14 protein-coding genes, 4 tRNA genes and 1 pseudogene are annotated in these 15,647 nt (G+C 66.5%); 7 read left to right on the plus strand and 12 right to left on the minus strand.

What is annotated here, in order from left to right; all coding sequences use genetic code 11:
* Positions 1-3 precede the first annotated feature (3 nt).
* Positions 4-600, minus strand: a complete 597-nt coding sequence (locus ACW176_RS16565) for an anthranilate synthase component II (RefSeq protein WP_492057241.1) — start codon at positions 598-600, stop codon at positions 4-6.
* Positions 601-711: 111 nt separating this feature from the next.
* On the opposite strand from ACW176_RS16565, the gene ACW176_RS16570 reads away from it, so the two are divergent.
* The gene (locus ACW176_RS16570) at positions 712-918 is read left to right on the plus strand and encodes a hypothetical protein (protein ID WP_419316824.1); all 207 of its coding nucleotides are present in this window, start codon (positions 712-714) and stop codon (positions 916-918) included.
* A 58-nt stretch (positions 919-976) separates the two neighbouring features.
* Here ACW176_RS16570 and trpE read toward each other — a convergent pair whose 3' ends face one another.
* Entirely contained in the window at positions 977-2,512 is a 1,536-nt protein-coding gene (gene trpE / locus ACW176_RS16575; RefSeq protein WP_492109913.1) for an anthranilate synthase component I, read from the minus strand.
* Complete coding sequence (locus tag ACW176_RS16580) at positions 2,509-4,464, minus strand: peptidylprolyl isomerase (protein WP_492109914.1); 1,956 nt, start codon at positions 4,462-4,464, stop codon at positions 2,509-2,511. The genes trpE and ACW176_RS16580 overlap by 4 nt, the downstream gene beginning before the upstream one ends.
* Positions 4,465-4,626: 162 nt before the next feature.
* Between ACW176_RS16580 and tpiA the strand changes: the two genes are divergently transcribed.
* From tpiA to ACW176_RS16610, 6 genes and pseudogenes are all read left to right on the plus strand, one after another.
* The gene (gene tpiA, locus ACW176_RS16585; RefSeq protein WP_492109915.1) at positions 4,627-5,388 is read left to right on the plus strand and encodes a triose-phosphate isomerase; all 762 of its coding nucleotides are present in this window, start codon (positions 4,627-4,629) and stop codon (positions 5,386-5,388) included.
* A 394-nt stretch (positions 5,389-5,782) separates the two neighbouring features.
* Positions 5,783-6,409 carry a TetR/AcrR family transcriptional regulator gene (locus ACW176_RS16590; RefSeq protein WP_492111953.1) on the plus strand — a complete coding sequence of 209 codons (627 nt, stop codon included), beginning with the start codon at positions 5,783-5,785 and terminating at the stop codon, positions 6,407-6,409.
* Positions 6,406-7,749 (plus strand): FAD-binding oxidoreductase, encoded by a 1,344-nt coding sequence (locus tag ACW176_RS16595; protein WP_492109916.1) that lies wholly within the window; start codon positions 6,406-6,408, stop codon positions 7,747-7,749. Before ACW176_RS16590 ends, ACW176_RS16595 begins: the two co-directional genes overlap by 4 nt.
* Complete coding sequence (locus tag ACW176_RS16600; RefSeq protein ID WP_492109917.1) at positions 7,746-8,606, plus strand: DAPG hydrolase family protein; 861 nt, start codon at positions 7,746-7,748, stop codon at positions 8,604-8,606. The genes ACW176_RS16595 and ACW176_RS16600 overlap by 4 nt, the downstream gene beginning before the upstream one ends.
* A gap of 8 nt (positions 8,607-8,614) precedes the next feature.
* On the plus strand, positions 8,615-9,790 hold the full coding sequence (locus ACW176_RS16605; RefSeq protein ID WP_492109918.1) for a fumarylacetoacetate hydrolase family protein: 1,176 nt from the start codon (positions 8,615-8,617) through the stop codon (positions 9,788-9,790).
* Positions 9,791-10,082: 292 nt separating this feature from the next.
* Positions 10,083-10,271 (plus strand): annotated as a pseudogene (locus ACW176_RS16610) (IS30 family transposase); the annotation flags it as partial.
* Positions 10,272-10,421: 150 nt separating this feature from the next.
* Here the strand turns inward: ACW176_RS16610 and ACW176_RS16615 are convergent.
* The 9 genes from ACW176_RS16615 to ACW176_RS16655 all read right to left on the minus strand — a co-directional run bounded on the left by ACW176_RS16615 (position 10,422) and on the right by ACW176_RS16655 (position 15,590).
* A tRNA-Arg gene (locus tag ACW176_RS16615) sits at positions 10,422-10,498 on the minus strand.
* A 27-nt stretch (positions 10,499-10,525) separates the two neighbouring features.
* A complete protein-coding gene (locus ACW176_RS16620; protein ID WP_419316789.1) occupies positions 10,526-10,831 on the minus strand; it encodes an ETC complex I subunit in 306 nt (101 codons plus the stop codon).
* 23 nt (positions 10,832-10,854) lie between these two features.
* Positions 10,855-10,931, minus strand: a tRNA-Pro gene (locus tag ACW176_RS16625).
* 75 nt (positions 10,932-11,006) lie between these two features.
* Positions 11,007-11,486, minus strand: a complete 480-nt coding sequence (locus ACW176_RS16630; RefSeq protein ID WP_492109919.1) for a DUF192 domain-containing protein — start codon at positions 11,484-11,486, stop codon at positions 11,007-11,009.
* 85 nt (positions 11,487-11,571) lie between these two features.
* Entirely contained in the window at positions 11,572-12,192 is a 621-nt protein-coding gene (gene cspD, locus ACW176_RS16635; protein ID WP_492109920.1) for a stationary phase survival cold shock domain protein CspD, read from the minus strand.
* 196 nt (positions 12,193-12,388) lie between these two features.
* Positions 12,389-12,463 (minus strand) — tRNA-Glu (locus tag ACW176_RS16640).
* Between the two features lie 57 nt (positions 12,464-12,520).
* Positions 12,521-12,595 (minus strand) — tRNA-Glu (locus ACW176_RS16645).
* 118 nt (positions 12,596-12,713) lie between these two features.
* Positions 12,714-14,522 carry a single-stranded-DNA-specific exonuclease RecJ gene (recJ, locus tag ACW176_RS16650; RefSeq protein ID WP_492109921.1) on the minus strand — a complete coding sequence of 603 codons (1,809 nt, stop codon included), beginning with the start codon at positions 14,520-14,522 and terminating at the stop codon, positions 12,714-12,716.
* A gap of 99 nt (positions 14,523-14,621) precedes the next feature.
* The gene (locus ACW176_RS16655; protein WP_492109922.1) at positions 14,622-15,590 is read right to left on the minus strand and encodes a class 1 fructose-bisphosphatase; all 969 of its coding nucleotides are present in this window, start codon (positions 15,588-15,590) and stop codon (positions 14,622-14,624) included.
* Between the last annotated feature and the right edge of the window lie 57 nt (positions 15,591-15,647).

The following is a 15,647-nucleotide window of genomic DNA, read 5'->3' on the forward strand; positions in this document are numbered from 1 at the left end:
CGCTTAGACCCAGATCGCCGCGTCGCGCTTGACGCCAGCCAGATCGATGAAATTGGCCAGCATCTGGTGGCCGCCCTCGGTGGCGATCGACTCGGGGTGAAACTGCACGCCGTGCACGGGGCGAGTGCGGTGCTGCACGCCCATGATCTCGCCGTCGTCGGTCCAGGCGGTGACCTCCAGCTCGGGCGGCAGATCTTCGCGGCGGATAGCCAGGCTGTGATAGCGGGTGGCGGTGAAGGGGTTGGGCAGCCCCTTGAAGATGCCCTTGTCGGCGTGGTGGATGGGGCTGGTCTTGCCGTGCATCACTTCCTTGGCGCGGATGACCTCGCCGCCATAGGCCTGGCCAATGGCCTGATGGCCCAGGCACACGCCCAGGATCGGCATGTCTTCCGGCGCGCCGCGCAGCAGGGGCAGGCAGATGCCGGCCTGATCCGGCGCCTTGGGGCCGGGCGACAGCAGGATCGCGGACGGCCGCAGGGCCAGGGCCTGCTGCACCGTCAGGTCGTCATTGCGATGGACCAGCGTCTCGGCCCCAAGCTCGTTCAGGTAATGGACGAGGTTGTAGGTGAAGCTGTCGTAGTTATCGATGACCAGGATCATGATCTAGCTTCTAGAACGGGCGGGGCCGGAGCGGGAGGGGGTTTGCGGCATTTGAGCGCGAGAAAGGCTTAAGGCGATTGCAGATCGCTTGGCGTGGGGCATGGTCGATCCATGGTCTCGTCTGATTCCGCCCTTGATCCGGTCGCCATCGCCTATGCCCGCGCTCTGCTGCGGCCGCGGGAGCGTCGCCAGAAGATGGCGCCCGTCCTGGCGGCGGCGGCCTTCGCGGCGATCTGCGCGTTGAGCTTCGCCACGGTGATGGTGCTGGCCCCGCCGGCGGTCACCCAGCATCTGCCGGCCGACCGCCTCGGCTACTGATACTGGGCGCGTGACAGGCGCCGAAACCGGCATCCACTTTCGGCTGTCACGCTTGCCGTCAGGCGAAACGCCAGGCTTCCTCGGCCGCGCGCTTCAGGGCGCGGGACTTGTGCAGGGTCTCGTCATATTCGGCGTCGGGATCGCTGTCGGCGACCACGCCGCCGCCGGCCTGCACGTACATCATGCCGTCCTTGACCAGAGCGGTCCTCAGCACGATGCAGGTGTCGACCGAGCCGTCGGCGCCGATATAGCCGACCGCGCCGGCATAGCCGAGGCCGCGCTTCTCGATCTCCAGCTCGTCGATGATCTCCATGGCCCGCACCTTGGGCGCGCCCGACAGCGTGCCGGCGGGGAGGGCGGCCATCAGCACGTCGACAGGATCGACGCCGACAGGCGCCACCCCCTCCACATTGGAGACGATGTGCATGACGTGGCTGTAGCGCTCGACCTTGAAGCTCTCGGTGACCTTGACGCGCGGCCCTTTGTGCGGCTTGGCGGGCTCGTTCTTGCCCGGCTCCTTCAGCATCGAGACGCGGCCGACGTCGTTGCGGCCCAGGTCCAGCAGCATCAGGTGCTCGGCGCGCTCCTTGGGATCGGCCAGCAGTTCGGCTTCCAGCGCCAGATCCTCTTCCGGCGTCGCGCCACGGGGGCGGGTGCCGGCGATGGGGCGGATCGTGATCTTGCCGTCGCGCAGGCGAACCAGGATTTCCGGGCTGGAGCCCACCAGATGGCAGCCGTCCAGGTTCAGGAAATACAAGAAGGGTGACGGGTTGGTCCGGCGCAGCGAGCGGTAGAGCGCGAACGGATCCAGGTCGAACGGCGCCCGGAAGCGGTGGCTGGGCACCACCTGGAAGATGTCGCCGGCCCGGATATACTCCTTGGCCTTCTCGACCACGACCGCATAGTCCTCGCGGCTGACGGGTGTGGTGAACTCGATGGGCGCATGACCCTTGCGGGGCGCGTCATGGGCCAGCGGACGGCGCAGATCGGCCATCACCGTCTCGATGCGGGCCCGGGCGGCATGGTGCGCGTCCTGGGCCGAAACCCCCGCCAGCGGACGCACGGTCGTGACCAGGATGATCTCCTGGGCGATGGCGTCAAACACGGCCACGATCGAGGGCCGGGTCATGATGCCGTCGGGCAGGCCGGTGGTGTCCTCGTTGACGTCGGGCAGGCGCTCGGCCAGCCGCACCATGTCATAGCCCAAGGCCCCGAACACGCCGGCGGCCATGGGCGGCAGGCCCTTGGGCAGCTCGATACGCGAGCGGGCGATCAGGTCACGCAGGCTGTCCAGCGCGCCGCCGGCCTGGGGCGTGAATTCGCCGCGGGCGATGGCGTCGCCCTCTGCGACCTCGGCCTGGTCGCCGCGACAGCGCCAGACGAAGTCCGGCTTCATCGCCACGATGGAATAGCGGCCGCGCCAGGCGCCGCCCTCAACGCTTTCGAACAGGAAGGCGTAGGGCTTGCCCTGTCCGATCTTCAGATAGGCCGAGACCGGGGTCTCAAGATCGTCGATCAGCCGGGTCCAGACGACCTGGGGCTGACCGGCGTCATAGGTCTGGGCGAAGGCGTCAAAGGCGGGCTCAAGGCTCATTTCTTGGTCGCACCGGTCTTGGCGGCCTCGGCCTTGGCCAGGGCGTCGGTGTCGACGCCGATGGTCTGGCGGGCGAGGGTCAGGTTGGTCTTGGTCTTCAGACTGGCCTGGGCGCCCAGCCGGGCGGCCTCGCCCAGATCGCGCATCAGGCCGCTGTCGATCTGCGGACGCATCATTTGGGTGATGCGGGCCATGTCGGCGATCTTGCCCGCGCGAACGGTTTCAAGCTTGGCGACCACGAAGGCCATCTGACCGGCCCGCGAGCTGAACACTTCGCCCGGCTTGGCGTTAAACGTGGCCAGCAGCAGGTCGCGGCCAAGGCCTTGGTGCTGCTGAGCATTCTCGCGGCTGATGCCTGCAACACGCTGAACCTTGGAGCCGGCCGCAGCGGCGACGGCTTCCATCGATTCACCCTTCTTGACGCGGGCGGCCAGGGCCTCGGCCTTGGCCTGCAGGCGCGTGGTCATCTCGTTCTGCAGCCATACCTGGGCCAGCTGCGGACGGATATCGGCCAGGGCGGGCATGGCGGCCGGGATGACCTTCTCGACCTTGACGGCGTAATATTCGCCCTTGCCGACCTCAACCAGTTCGCTCTCGCCGCCCGAGTTGAGGTCAAAGGCAGTCTTCAGCAGGTCCGGGGTCAGGCCGGGGATCGGCTGGCCGGTCTGGTCGGCGCCCTGGGCGGTGATCGGCGAGGTGGTCATCACCATGGCGCCGGCCTTGGTGGCGGCCGAGATCAGGTCGGACCCGGCGTCGTGGGCGTCCTGATAGGTCTGAGTCTGGTCATACGCCTTGGCCTGCGCGCCCTGGACCCGGAGTTCGGCCTCGATCTGCGGGCGAACGCTGTCCAGGCTGGCGCCGGCGCCGGGGGTGACCTTGGTCACCTTGACGACCGAGATGCCCAGGCTGCCGGTGATCGGCGCGCTGACCTGGCCGGCGGCCAGGCTGAAGGCGGCGTCGGCGACCTTGCGGTCGGGCAGGGCGGACTTGGGCTTGTCGTTGATGATCACCGGCTGCTGGCCATAGGCGCTGGCCACCACGGCCGGCTGATCGCCCTTGGCCAGGCGCTGGGCGATGACGGCGGCGGCCTTGGCGTCGGGCGCGACGATCTGGACCAGCGAGCGGGTTTCCGGGGTCGCCAGGGTGTCCTTGCGGAAATCGAAGGTCTTCTGCACATCGGCCGGATTGATGGTCACCGACGGCTCCAGCGCCTGGGCGCTGACGCGCATGATCGACAGGACGCGGGTCTCGGGGCGCGTCAGGCGCTCGGCGTTCTGCTTCATGAAGGTGTTCAGCTGGGCGTCGGTCGGATCGGCCGGACGGTCGACGGTGGCCGGATTGATCGCGAAGGCCGCCAGGTCGCGGCTTTCCAGGCCATAGGCCGCCTGAAGGGCGCCGTAGATGCGGGGCGCATGCAGACCGTTGGCGACGCCGGTGAAGACGTGGGTCTGGGCGATCTCGTCGCTCAGCGAGGCCTGATAGCTGTCGGGCGTCATGCCGTTTTCGCGCAGCAGGGCCTCATACATCTTCGGATCGAACTTGCCGGTGATCGGGTCGAACGGCCGCTGGTTGGGATGCAGGTTGCTCATCTGCTCGCGCACGACGTTGCCGATCAGCTTGTCCGACGGATGGATGCCGAACTTGCGGATCACCTCGGACATCGATTCCTGAAGCGCCACTTCCTGCAGGATCTGACGGTCGACGCCGCGTTCAACGGCCTGGTCAGGCGTCAGGGCCTCGCCCGAGCGGCGCTCGGTTTCCTTGCGGTAGTTCTCATATCGGGTCTTGAAGTCCGCCGCCGAGACGGACCGCGATCCCGCAGCGACGACGCCCGAAAGGCGCGGCCCTTTGAACACGTCACTGATCCCGAACACGGCGAAGCTGACGATCAGCAGGCCGAAAAGGATCACCGCGAAGGGCGATTTGGCGAAGGTGCGGAAACCGGCGAGCATGACTTGGAAAACCTTCCTGACTTACCGCGTGCGTCGTCGCTGCAGGCGTGAGCCTGAAACGACGCTGCGGGCGCGAGCAGCGGGTATAGTAGAGCGGGGGGCGAGGGGGCAAGCCACGGCGGTCTTGACTTCCCTTGGGCGAGCGAGGTCAAGAGCTGCTCCATGACCCTTTCAAGCCCTAAACCCCGGCCTTTGATCGCCGGTAACTGGAAGATGAACGGCCTTGCCCAGGCCCTGGACGAGGCCCGCGCCGTGGCCGGAGGCGTTGACGCCCGGCCCGCGGCGGCCCGCGTGGCGATCTGCCCGCCGGCGACCCTGCTGCACCGCCTGAGCCAGGCGCTGGAAGGCTCCAGCGTGCTGACCGGAGGGCAGGATTGCCATGCAAAGACCAGCGGCGCCCATACGGGCGACATCGCTGCGGCCATGCTGGTCGATGCCGGCGCCGCGCTGGTCATTCTGGGCCATTCCGAGCGGCGTGAGGATCATGGCGAGACCAGCGCCCTGGTGGCCGCCAAGGTCGAGGCCGCCCTGGCAGCCGGGCTGGAGCCCATCATCTGCGTCGGCGAAAGCCTCGCTCGGCGCGAAGCCGGTTCAGCGCTGCAGGTCGTGAGCGCCCAGGTACGCGAATCACTGCCGGCCGCTTTGGCAGGGCAGGCCTTCTCAATAGCCTATGAGCCGATCTGGGCCATTGGCACCGGCCGTACGGCGACGATCACCGACATCGAAGAGATGCATGCGTCGATCCGGGCCCAGTTGATCTCGATGTTCGGAGAATCCGGCAAGGCGCCGCCAATCCTCTACGGCGGCTCGGTCAAACCCGACAACGCGGCGGAAATTCTCCGTGCGGCCGAGGTCGGGGGCGCGCTGGTCGGCGGAGCATCACTCAAGGCCGCTGATTTTTTGGCGATCATCGCCGCAGCGTGAAGGCCATCTTCGTCCGATTGAAGGGCGACCCCGGCGCTTTTTGGCCTCGACCTTCGGTTCTAGCCAAGGCGTAGCCCAACGCCGCGCCGGACGGATCAAACGCCGATAGGCGATGTTCAGAACCAGCATCGGGACAACCGTCACGACCTTTCGCATCGCGATGTCCAGGTCGAGCGACACGACGACTCCCTCCAGCTCATCGATCGTCCTGTCGTGCAGGGCCAGCAGAGCAGCGGCGCCAACCTTGGAGTTGGGGCAGGCCTGAGGAGCCATCAACGAGCGGTTCGCGATTCAATTTGACGAAATATCAAAATTGACATTACCTCAAATAATGAATCTTCGAGCCAGTAGTTTGCGCGGCTCCAAACGCGCCAGAACCCGAGACCAGCTGTTGGTGGCCGCGCAAGCGCTTTTGATGACGCACACTGCGGCGGGGCTCGGCATTCGTCAGATCACAGATCATGCCGGAGTGGTTCATGCGACGTTCTACAACTACTACCAGGATGTAGCTGCCCTGGTCGCCGACCTTGGCGAACTGCTGGGCGCGAGCCATGCGGCGACAATGGCGGGATTCAACCTTGATCTGGTTGATCCTGGCCGGCGTTTTGCCTGCATCACGCGTCAGACGCTGCGGATGGTGGCGACCGAGCCGGGGTTCGGCCGCCTGATTTTTGATGTCGGCCTGCCTGCCGACAGCCTCGTCTCAGAACTTCGGCTGCGGCTGAAACTTGATCTTGCCGAAGGCCTGCAGCTTGGCCGGTTCGACCTGACCGACCTGGACCTGACAGCGAGCATCGTGTCGGGCGCGATCGGCGGCCTGGCGCTGGATCTGCATCGTGGCGTCCTGCCGGTGACCGCCATCGAACCGGCAACGACCCGTCTGCTGCATTGGCTCGGGCTTGATCCGACCGCCGCTGCGGCCTTAGGCCATGAAGCCGTAGAGTTTCCGCCGCCCCCCGCGCTGCCGATGCGCTGGCTGGCTCTGCCGTCCCTTCGCCCCCCTGCTGGAGAAACGCTGTGAAGCGAAGCGCCGGTTTGGGCCGGATTATCAAAAAGGGCGAGGCTGGCTTTGATGTGGCGCTGCGCGGAACCAGCTTCAACGCGCAGGATCCGGGCCGTCGCCCGGCCCTGATCGTTCAGGCCAATGTGGAGGCTGATGTTGTGGCTGCTGTTGGGCAGGCGCGTGAACTGGGCCTGACCATCGGCATCTGTTCAGGCGGGCATAGCTGGGCGCAGAATCATATTCGCGACGGCGGCATGCTGCTTGATCTTTCGCGCCTCAACAGCATTTCGATCGATGCGAGCAAGGGGAGGGCGACAATCGGCCCCGGCTGCCTGGCCGGCGAACTGGATGCCGCCCTGGCCAAACGCAAGCTCTTCTTTCCGGTGGCGCACGCCTATACCGTCGGCATGGGCGGGTTTCTGCTGCAGGGCGGCTTTGGCTGGAACAGTCGCGCGTCGGGGCTTGCCTGCCAGAGCGTCGTTGGCATCGATGTCGTTCTCGCCGACGGCACGTTGGTTCATGCCAGTGAAACCGAAAACCCCGAACTGCTCTGGGCGGCGCGCGGCGCCGGCCCCGGCTTTTTCGGCGTCGTCGTGCGCTTTCACCTGAAGCTCCACGCGCGGCCCAAATACGTCGGCATGAAGGTCCAGGTCTTCCGCATCCGCCACCTCGAGGCCGTCATGGCCTGGGCCGATCGCATCGGCCCGTCGGTGGCGCCCTTTGCCGAGTTCCAGCTGGTCATCGATCGCAAGGCCATGGGAATTTCGGCGCACGGCATCCAGGTTCTGACCCCCGTGCTGGCCGGCAGCTGGCGCGAGGCGCGCGCGGCAGTCGCGTTCATCGACAAGAGCCCGATCCGCAACCTCGCCAGCTTTACCCTGCCGCTGCTGCCGGTCTCCTTGGGCATGATGATGAAGGGGGGCGAGCGCTCCCTGTTCCTGCCCAACACCCGCTGGACGACCGACAGCATGTGGATGAACACGCCGATCGAGGCTCTGCTGCCGGCCTTGCGGCGCATCGCCGACACCCAGCCAGCGGCGCCCAGCCATGCGCTTTGGCTCAACTGGAACGGACCGGCGACGCGACCCGACATGGCCTTTTCGCTCGAGGCGCGGACCTATCTGGCCCTGTATGGCGGGCTGCGCGGCGGCGCGGCGACCCCGGCGGACGAAAGCTGGGCGACCGACCACATGCGCGACCTGCAGGCCCATAGCGTCGGCATCCAGCTGGCCGATGAGAATCTCGGACGCCGTCCGGCGCCGTTCATGGCGCCCGCCAATCTGGCCCGGCTTGACGCCCTGCGCCGGCGTTATGACCCGGACGGTCGCTTCAATCCCTATATGGGGCGCGTGGCATGAAGAGCAGCAAATCGATCGTCGGGCGCTATCTCGGCTATCGCACGGCGGACACCGCCCAACCCTTTGCGCCCTTCTTCAATCCCCGCATGGCCCCGCTGGCGGCGCATGTCTGTGCGGCCCTCGATCGCGGCGGCGTGCCCGCCCCACTGCTGCCGGGACTTGAGGATGCGGCGGCCAATCTGTTTGGCGACGCGGCGGTGCTGGAGGACGGATTTGTCCTCACGCCGGACGGCGGGATGAGGGTCAGCGTGCGCACCGCCATGCCGGGCGTCACCCCGGCCATGGTCGACTGGTGGTTTGGCTGGCACGGCGATACGCCGGCCAAATACAAGCTCTGGCATCCGCAGGCGCATGTTCATGTCGGCTGGCGCGAAACGCCGCCGGTCGGCGCAGCCGGCCGCGCGCTCTATGTGGGACAGACCTCGATCGTTGACGAGTATATCGGCAGCGATCTGGTTCGCGGCGCGATCCGTTTCGTGCCGCCGGCGTCGCTGGGCTTCACCGACAAAAGTCTGGATGACGACCGCCTGGCCACCATCGTCTCCGCCCGGATCGGCCTTGGCGACGCCCCGGTCGACATCGGCTATCTGGCGCACCATGTCCGCGCGGTTCCAGGCGGAAGCGAGATGCGCTCGCGCTTCTGGATGGGCGGCAAGCATGTGAGCGGGCGCAACCCTGTCGGCCATATGGCCGCCGCCGTCGCCAAGCGCCTGCTGCGCCTGACGCAAAGCGACGCCCGCGCCCTGCTGGTGCATTGCGCTGAAGAAATGCCGCATCTGGCGGGCTTTCTGCCCGCTTTGCATGCCCAGTTTGGCGGCGGCTCGTCCGGCGCCGGCAACGCTCCTGCAACCCGATAGGACCGGACATGCGCATCCTCTCTCTCGCGGCGATCGGACTGATCCTGGTCGTCACGGCTGCGGCTTTCGCCGTCGGGTTCAGACCACAACCGGTGCAGGTGCCGCCGCGGCCGGCCCCGACAGCGCCTCTGCGGGCGACGCTCGCCATAGCGCCGCTGGACCAGGCTCTGACCTTCGCCCGTTCGGGTGACGGCGCCGCCGCCCAGACGTTTGCGGTCAACGGCTATCGAGACGGCGTGGTCACCGGTGTCGACCTCGCGCCTTTGTTGCAGCCCGGCGAAGACGCCATCGCGGCCTACAACCGCCTCGGCTACGACGCGATCGCCGCCTTCATCGCTACGGCAAAAACCAGCGTCAGCCACGATGCGGCGACCCTGGCCATACCGGTGGATCTGCGCGCCGTGCACGCCGCAGTCGCCACCAACTATCCCGAGCATGCCGATGAGGCCAAGGTCAGGGACGGCCCGTTCATGTTCGCCAAGGTCGCCCAGCCGACCGCGTCACGCGCTGCGATCCCGGCGAGCAGGGGACTGCTCGACTATGAGGTCGAGCTTTGCCTAGTCACACTCTCAGCCTTGCCAGCCAGCTCTGGCGCCAAGGGGGGTCTGATCCTGTGCAATGACGTCACCGATCGGGCGGCCCTGATGCGCGGGGCTGACACCAGGGACATCGCCTCGGGCAAGGGCTTTACAGACGGCAAGAGCGGCGCGGGTTTCCTGCCGGTCGGTGACCTGTTCGTCGTCCCGCGAGACCTCAAGGCCTTTGTTGCGCCGCTGGAACTGCACCTGTCCGTCAATGGCGAGGAACGGCAGCGCACCCCCGTCACAGCCTGGATCTGGGACCTTGACCGCCTTCTGGTGGAAACGGCCAAACGGGGAGGCGTCAACTGGCGCTGGCGAGAAGGCAGCGCAAGCCTGCCGGTCAGCCGCGACGGCGTATTGCCGGATCGCACGCTGGTTCTGGCCGGGACGCCGGCCGGGACGGTCTTCAAGGGTCCGGGTCGCGCCACGTTCGTTCGCGGCGCCTTTGACTGGGTCGCAAGGCTGGGTCGGGGCGGCATCATCGCGGCGGTCGTCGAGCGGATGATCCGTGATGACCGCGCCTCTGGCGGCTATTTGCAGCCCGGCGATGTCGTGACCATCAGGACGGATCACCTAGGCACGCTCGAGAACCGCGTCAAATAGCGCCGGCGACGCCTCATCGCGCGAGGATCTGGCGTGCAAGCGCGGCGAGAGTCGGTAAGCGCCGAAGTCGGAATGTCCGGACTGTGGAGCAGACCTGATTTCTGGTTACAGCCCGGCGCTGCGTTCCAAGACGCTGACGTATTGCTGTGAGAGCCACGACAATTTCGCGAACTGTTCCCGGGCTAAGTTTTCCGATAATACTAATTAGACGAACGAGCTGTTCGGCCATTGGGAGTGGAATCTAGTTGGCCTCCGCAGCGCGCGGCCGAGAACGCCAATGGCCGTAAGCAGTCTGCGGCGCTTCTTAGCCAGCGACGAGGACCTGGCGTTGATTCCGCCGGAGAAACTGCTGGAGCTATCCGCGCGGCTCGATCGGATCCCGCGAAAGGGTCTCGGATATCGCGCACCGGAAGACGGGCTTGCCGAGCAGATCTCGGCCACGGCCGGAACACTGGCGGCGGGCGGGATCTGCGCTAGGTGATGGCTTCGCCGCCCGCCCGTCGCCCGACTGCCAACGCCTTCCAACCCGACGTGACGGCAGATCCCCTCCCCGTCATCCTGCCCAGGCCCTTCACCGCACTTCAGCTAGACCCCACACCGACATCCAGCCTTGCGCGCTCTGGGGTCGGGATGGCGCGCCCTGCTGGATTCGAACCAGCGACCGCTCGCTTAGAAGGCGAGTGCTCTATCCAACTGAGCTAAGGGCGCGAACCGGAAAGCCTCGGTGCGCGGACGCTAGTGCGTCCAGGGCTGTCTGCGGCCGGCCGCGAAGTTGTCGGCATAGGCCTTGATAATGCGCTTGGGCGTCTTGGGCTCGAACAGCTGGAAAGCCAGGCCATTATGCTGGGCGTAGGCCACCGCTTCCTCGCGGGTTTCGAAGGTCAGGCGAACCTGCCCATTCATGTCGCTCGACTGGGTCCAGCCCATCAGGGGGTCTGAACGGAGCGCAGAGGCGGGTTCAAACTCCAGAACCCAGTCCTTCGTCTTGGCCTTGCCGGACTGCATGGCGGTCTTGGCGGGGCGATAGATGCGGGCCAGCATGAACCTCTCCAGTCTTTAGCCGATGGTCGGAGCGGCAGGATTCGAACCTGCGACCCTCTGGTCCCAAACCAGATGCGCTACCAGGCTGCGCTACGCTCCGACACATCGGCAGGGGCGTGCTCTACAAGGGTTCGTCGTCCGGATCAAACGGGAACGGCAACAATCGCAGAACCGATCAGTTTTTCGGGAAGATCCGGTGCAGGACCTTGTCGCCGGGCAGGATGCCAAGCTGCGCCGCGCGGCCGCCGGCAATCTCCAGCACGCCCAGGATCGGACCACCCGAAGGCAATGGCATTTCGTTGTGGGGCTGAGCGTTGCGGACGATCGACAGCACACGTCCGTTGGGCGCGATGTAGATGATGTCCAGCGGGATGAGCGTGTTCTTCATCCAGAACGCGGCGGGCTGCGGCCTGGCATAGGTGAAGAGCATGCCGCGATCAGCCGCCAGGGCCTTGCGGAACATCAGCCCCCGTTGCTGTTCGGCATGCGTCGCGGCGATCTCGACCTGAAAGCGCGCGCGTCCTTTGGCGGTCAGGATCTCCACGGCCTCGAGCTTGCTTGCGGGCTTGGCGACAGCGACCTCGCTCGCCAACAAGGCGCCAGCCACCAGCGCCGTCAGCACCGCCCTTCGTCCCGGTTCGCAGATTACCGCCACTTACAATCCTCGCTCGCCATTGCGCTGGACTCGCAGCCTAGCGCCACGGGCCCAGCGAAGGAATGGCAGGCCTGGATGGCCAAAGTCAGGCGTCGCCCGGGGTGATCTCGGCCACGACCAGGCCCTTGGGCCCCTTGGCGAAGCGCACCAGGACTTCATCGCCGGGCTGGAGGTCTTCCAGGCCGCCGCGGCGCAGGGTCTCGATGTGGACGAAGATGTCGCCGGGTTCGGCGTCACGCACCACGAAGCCGTAGCCCTTGGTGCGATTGAACCATTTGACCTTGGCGTGCTCGGCCGGCCCTTCGGGGGTGAGGGCCAGACGCCCGCCGCCGCTGTCCAGCCCGGAACGGAACCCGCTGCCCAGCCCGTCACGCTCGCGGCGCGGCGCGGCGTCGGCAAAGGTGCGGCGCGGCCGCTCAAGCGCCGAAGGCGCTGAACTCTCGTCGAGATCGACCACCTCACTGACCTGCCACCCCTTGGGGCGGCGCACCACGTCACAGACGATCACAGCGCCCTCAAGCGCTGTTTCCCGGCCGCAATTACGCAGCGAGGTCACGTGAAGAAGCACGTCCTTGAGGCCGGTCTGACCAGGATCATCTGGAACGATGAACCCGTAACCCTTGCCAACATCGAACCATTTTACGCGCCCGCTGATCCGCACGAGGTCTTCGTGCGCACCCACGGCATCGAAATCGTAACCAGACATTCCGCCCCTCTGGCTCGCCCAATCAGCCCAACGGGACGAGCGCCACAAGAATAACACTGTTCTCGCGTTAGGAGAGCCGTCAATGGTGAATTCGCGTCAAGCACGCGCGCACGAAGGCTGCGCGACATTTCGTCGCAGCAACTTTCTGGCAATAATTTTGAAATGCAGCCGCAGGCATCGCCAATGCAGCTTTTGGTGGTAGTCCCTAGGGGAGTCGAACCCCTCTCTCCAGAATGAAAATCTGGCGTCCTAACCGATAGACGAAGGGACCACATCGCCATCCAGGGATGATGACATCGTCGGTAGTCGAATTTGAAAGCCTCGCGGGTGGTAGTCCCTAGGGGAGTCGAACCCCTCTCTCCAGAATGAAAATCTGGCGTCCTAACCGATAGACGAAGGGACCACGGCCCCGCGAGGAAGCGGGTGTATAGCCGCGCCGTTTGGGGCGCGCAACCCGCTGGGAAGCATTTTTTCCGTTCACCCACAGACGGGGCGACAGCGCCCGAAAATGCTGTTGGCGATCAACAGGCGCGCGGGTCGGCGGCGTCCTCGATCTCCAACTGAACGCCGTTGCGGCCATTGTAGTCGTCGGGCTTCAACTTGCCGGCGACATGGAGCGCGCCGCCGCCTGACAACAGCCGCCGACCTAGGTCGGTTTCGGCGCTACGCCAGGAAATCGCCTTCAGGCGCTCGCCGGTCGGGCCGACCAGATCCATCTTCACATGGCCGCCCTTCAGCGCCATCACCCGGTCGGCGCGAACGCCGGTCAGGGCGAACATCGGCTCGGGATTGCCCGGACCGAACGGGGCCAGGCGCTGGAAATCCTCGTAGAGCGCGCGATCCGCGCCCTTGGGCTGGACCAGGGCGTCGATCTCGACGGCCTCGGGGCCTACAGCCTCCATCTCGCCGGCCAGGCGCTCTTCCAGAAAGGCGCGGAACTCGGGAATGGAATCTGGGCGAATCGACAGGCCCGCCGCCATGGCGTGACCGCCTCCGGACATCAGCAGACCCTGCTCGAACGCCGCCTGGATCGCAGCGCCCAGATTGACGCCAGGCTGCGAGCGGCCCGAGCCCTTGCCGACATTGGCCGCGCGGTCGATACCGATCACCACCACGGGTTTGCGATAGCGCTCGCGCAGGCGGCCAGCCACGATGCCGATGACCCCGGGGTGCCACCCCTCCCCCGCTACCACGATCACGGGCGCGTCCGGATTGAAGTTGCTGCCGCGCTCCAGCACGGCCGCAGCTTCCTCGACCACGCCGGCCTCGACGGCCTTGCGCTCGGTGTTGAGGGCGTCGAGCTCCTCGGCCAGCATCCGGGCTTCCTCGGGATCATCCGTGGACAAAAGGCGCGCGCCGAGGTCCGAACGACCGATCCGGCCGCCGGCGTTGATACGCGGCCCCAGGATGAAGCCGGCATGGAACACTGAAGCCGGGCCAGAGCCCTTGCCGACCTCGAACAGGGCCTTCAGGCCCGGATTGCCCCATTGGGACATGGTGCGCAGGCCAAGGGTTGTCAGGGCGCGATTGAAGCCGACCAGTTGGGTGACGTCGCAGACCTCGCCCATGGCCACCAGGTCCAGCCACTGGCGGGGATCGGGCTGCGGTCGCTCGTCGCTGAACAGGCCGCGCTTGCGAGCCTCGCGGTTGAGAGCCGTCAGCAGCACGAAGGTTACCCCGGCGGCGGCCAGAACCCCCTGCCCGCTCTGGCAGCCCGGGCGGTTGGGATTGACCACGGCGGCAGCGGCCGGCGGGTCCTCGCGCATCAGGTGGTGATCGATCACGACCACCTCCAGCCCGATCGTGGCGGCGCTGGCGATGGCGTCATAGGCCGCCGCGCCGCAGTCTAGGGTCACCACCAGCTCGGCGCCGGTGTCGCGGATGGTCTTGAAGGCCGCCGGGCTGGGGCCATAGCCCTCGGTCAGGCGGTCGGGGATATAGATCGGCAGCTCGACGCCCATGTGGCGGAACCAGCGCACCAACTGGGCTGCGCTGGTGGCGCCGTCGACGTCATAGTCGGCGAACACCATGGTCGGCCGGCCCGCTTCCAGGGCGTCGATCAGGATCTCGGCGGCCCGGTCCATGTCGGTGAAGCTGGAGGGGTCAGGAAACAGCGCCTTCAGGGTGGGGCGCAGATAGTCCTCGGCGCCATCGACACCCACGCCACGCGCGGCCAGGGCCCGCGCCAGAGGCTCGGATAGGCCGTGGACCTGCTGATGGCTGCGCGCCGCAGCGGGATCGCCCGGGCGCTCGCGCCAGGCCCGGCCACTGAGCGAGCGGGAGACGCCCAGGAAGGCGTCCTGCTCGATAGGCGCATGACCGTCGGCCATGGCTAGACGATTCTGAGCTTGGGTGTGGTGCGCATCGGACGAGACTATCCGTTTCCGGGGATTCGCTCCATGCGCCCCGGCGGCGTCAGTCGCGGTCGCCTAGCTCGCCGAAACGAGATCAACCTCGTTGGCCGAGCCCAGCACCACCGGCACGCGCTGGTGCAGCTTGGTCGGTTGCAGGTCGAGGATGGCCGTCTTGCCGTCGGTCGCCTTGCCGCCCGCGCGCTCGACGATCAGGGCCATCGGATTGGCCTCATACAGCAGACGCAGCTTGCCCGGCTTGTCCGGCTCACGAGCATCCCACGGGTACATGAAGATGCCGCCGCGCATCAGGATGCGGTGGACGTCGGCCACCATCGAGGCCACCCAGCGCATGTTGAAGTTCTTGCCGCGCGGGCCGTCCTTGCCCTGCAGGCAGCCGTCGATATAGCGACGCACGGGCTGCGCCCAATGGCGCTGGTTGGACATGTTGATCGCGAACTCGGCGGTGTCGGCGCCGATCGCCACGGTCTCGTGGGTCAGCAGCCACTCGCCCTCGGCGTTCATCGTGAAGCCGAACACACCCTTCGAGAGGGTCAGGACCAGCATGGTCTGCGGGCCATAGACCACATAGCCGGCGGCGACCTGCTGGCGGCCCGGAAGCAGGAAGTCAGCTTCGGTCGCCTCACGGCCAACCGGGGCCGGCAGGATTGAGAAGATCGTCCCGACCGACACGTTGACATCGATATTGCTGGAGCCGTCCAGGGGATCGAAGGTGACCAGGAAGCCGCCTGTGCGGCCGGTGGTCTCGATCTCTTCCAGCTCTTCCGAAGCCAGACCCGCCACGGCCGGACAGGCCTTCAGCGCGTCGCGCAGGATGTCATTGGTGATGATGTCGAGCTTCTTCTGCTCTTCGTCCTGCACGTTGATCTGCCCCGCCGCGCCCAGGCTGCCGGAGATCGCGCCAGAGGCCACGACCCTGCTGATCTGAACGCAGGCGGCGGCGATCACGGCGACCACGTCCTTGACCGCATCGTCGTCGGTCTGCTCGGCGGCCAGGTGGTCGGCGAGGGTTTTCAACGTGGTCATTCAGGGTCTCGAAAAGTTTGAAGGATTCGCCGCGACCTTAGACGCTGGCCCGTGACG

This window comes from Caulobacter sp. FV1ye13L (assembly GCF_058681155.1).

Excerpts from the sequence above, each read along its gene's own strand:
- ACW176_RS16565 (WP_492057241.1), bottom strand. The coding sequence starts at position 600 with ATGATCCTGGTCATCGATAACTACGACAGCTTCACCTACAACCTCGTC.
- ACW176_RS16570 (WP_419316824.1), top strand. The coding sequence starts at position 712 with ATGGTCTCGTCTGATTCCGCCCTTGATCCGGTCGCCATCGCCTATGCC.
- trpE (WP_492109913.1), bottom strand. The coding sequence starts at position 2,512 with ATGAGCCTTGAGCCCGCCTTTGACGCCTTCGCCCAGACCTATGACGCC.
- ACW176_RS16580 (WP_492109914.1), bottom strand. The coding sequence starts at position 4,464 with ATGCTCGCCGGTTTCCGCACCTTCGCCAAATCGCCCTTCGCGGTGATC.
- tpiA (WP_492109915.1), top strand. The coding sequence starts at position 4,627 with ATGACCCTTTCAAGCCCTAAACCCCGGCCTTTGATCGCCGGTAACTGG.
- ACW176_RS16600 (WP_492109917.1), top strand. The coding sequence starts at position 7,746 with ATGAAGAGCAGCAAATCGATCGTCGGGCGCTATCTCGGCTATCGCACG.
- ACW176_RS16605 (WP_492109918.1), top strand. The coding sequence starts at position 8,615 with ATGCGCATCCTCTCTCTCGCGGCGATCGGACTGATCCTGGTCGTCACG.
- ACW176_RS16620 (WP_419316789.1), bottom strand. The coding sequence starts at position 10,831 with ATGCTGGCCCGCATCTATCGCCCCGCCAAGACCGCCATGCAGTCCGGC.
- cspD (WP_492109920.1), bottom strand. The coding sequence starts at position 12,192 with ATGTCTGGTTACGATTTCGATGCCGTGGGTGCGCACGAAGACCTCGTG.
- recJ (WP_492109921.1), bottom strand. The coding sequence starts at position 14,522 with ATGGCCGACGGTCATGCGCCTATCGAGCAGGACGCCTTCCTGGGCGTC.
- ACW176_RS16655 (WP_492109922.1), bottom strand. The coding sequence starts at position 15,590 with ATGACCACGTTGAAAACCCTCGCCGACCACCTGGCCGCCGAGCAGACC.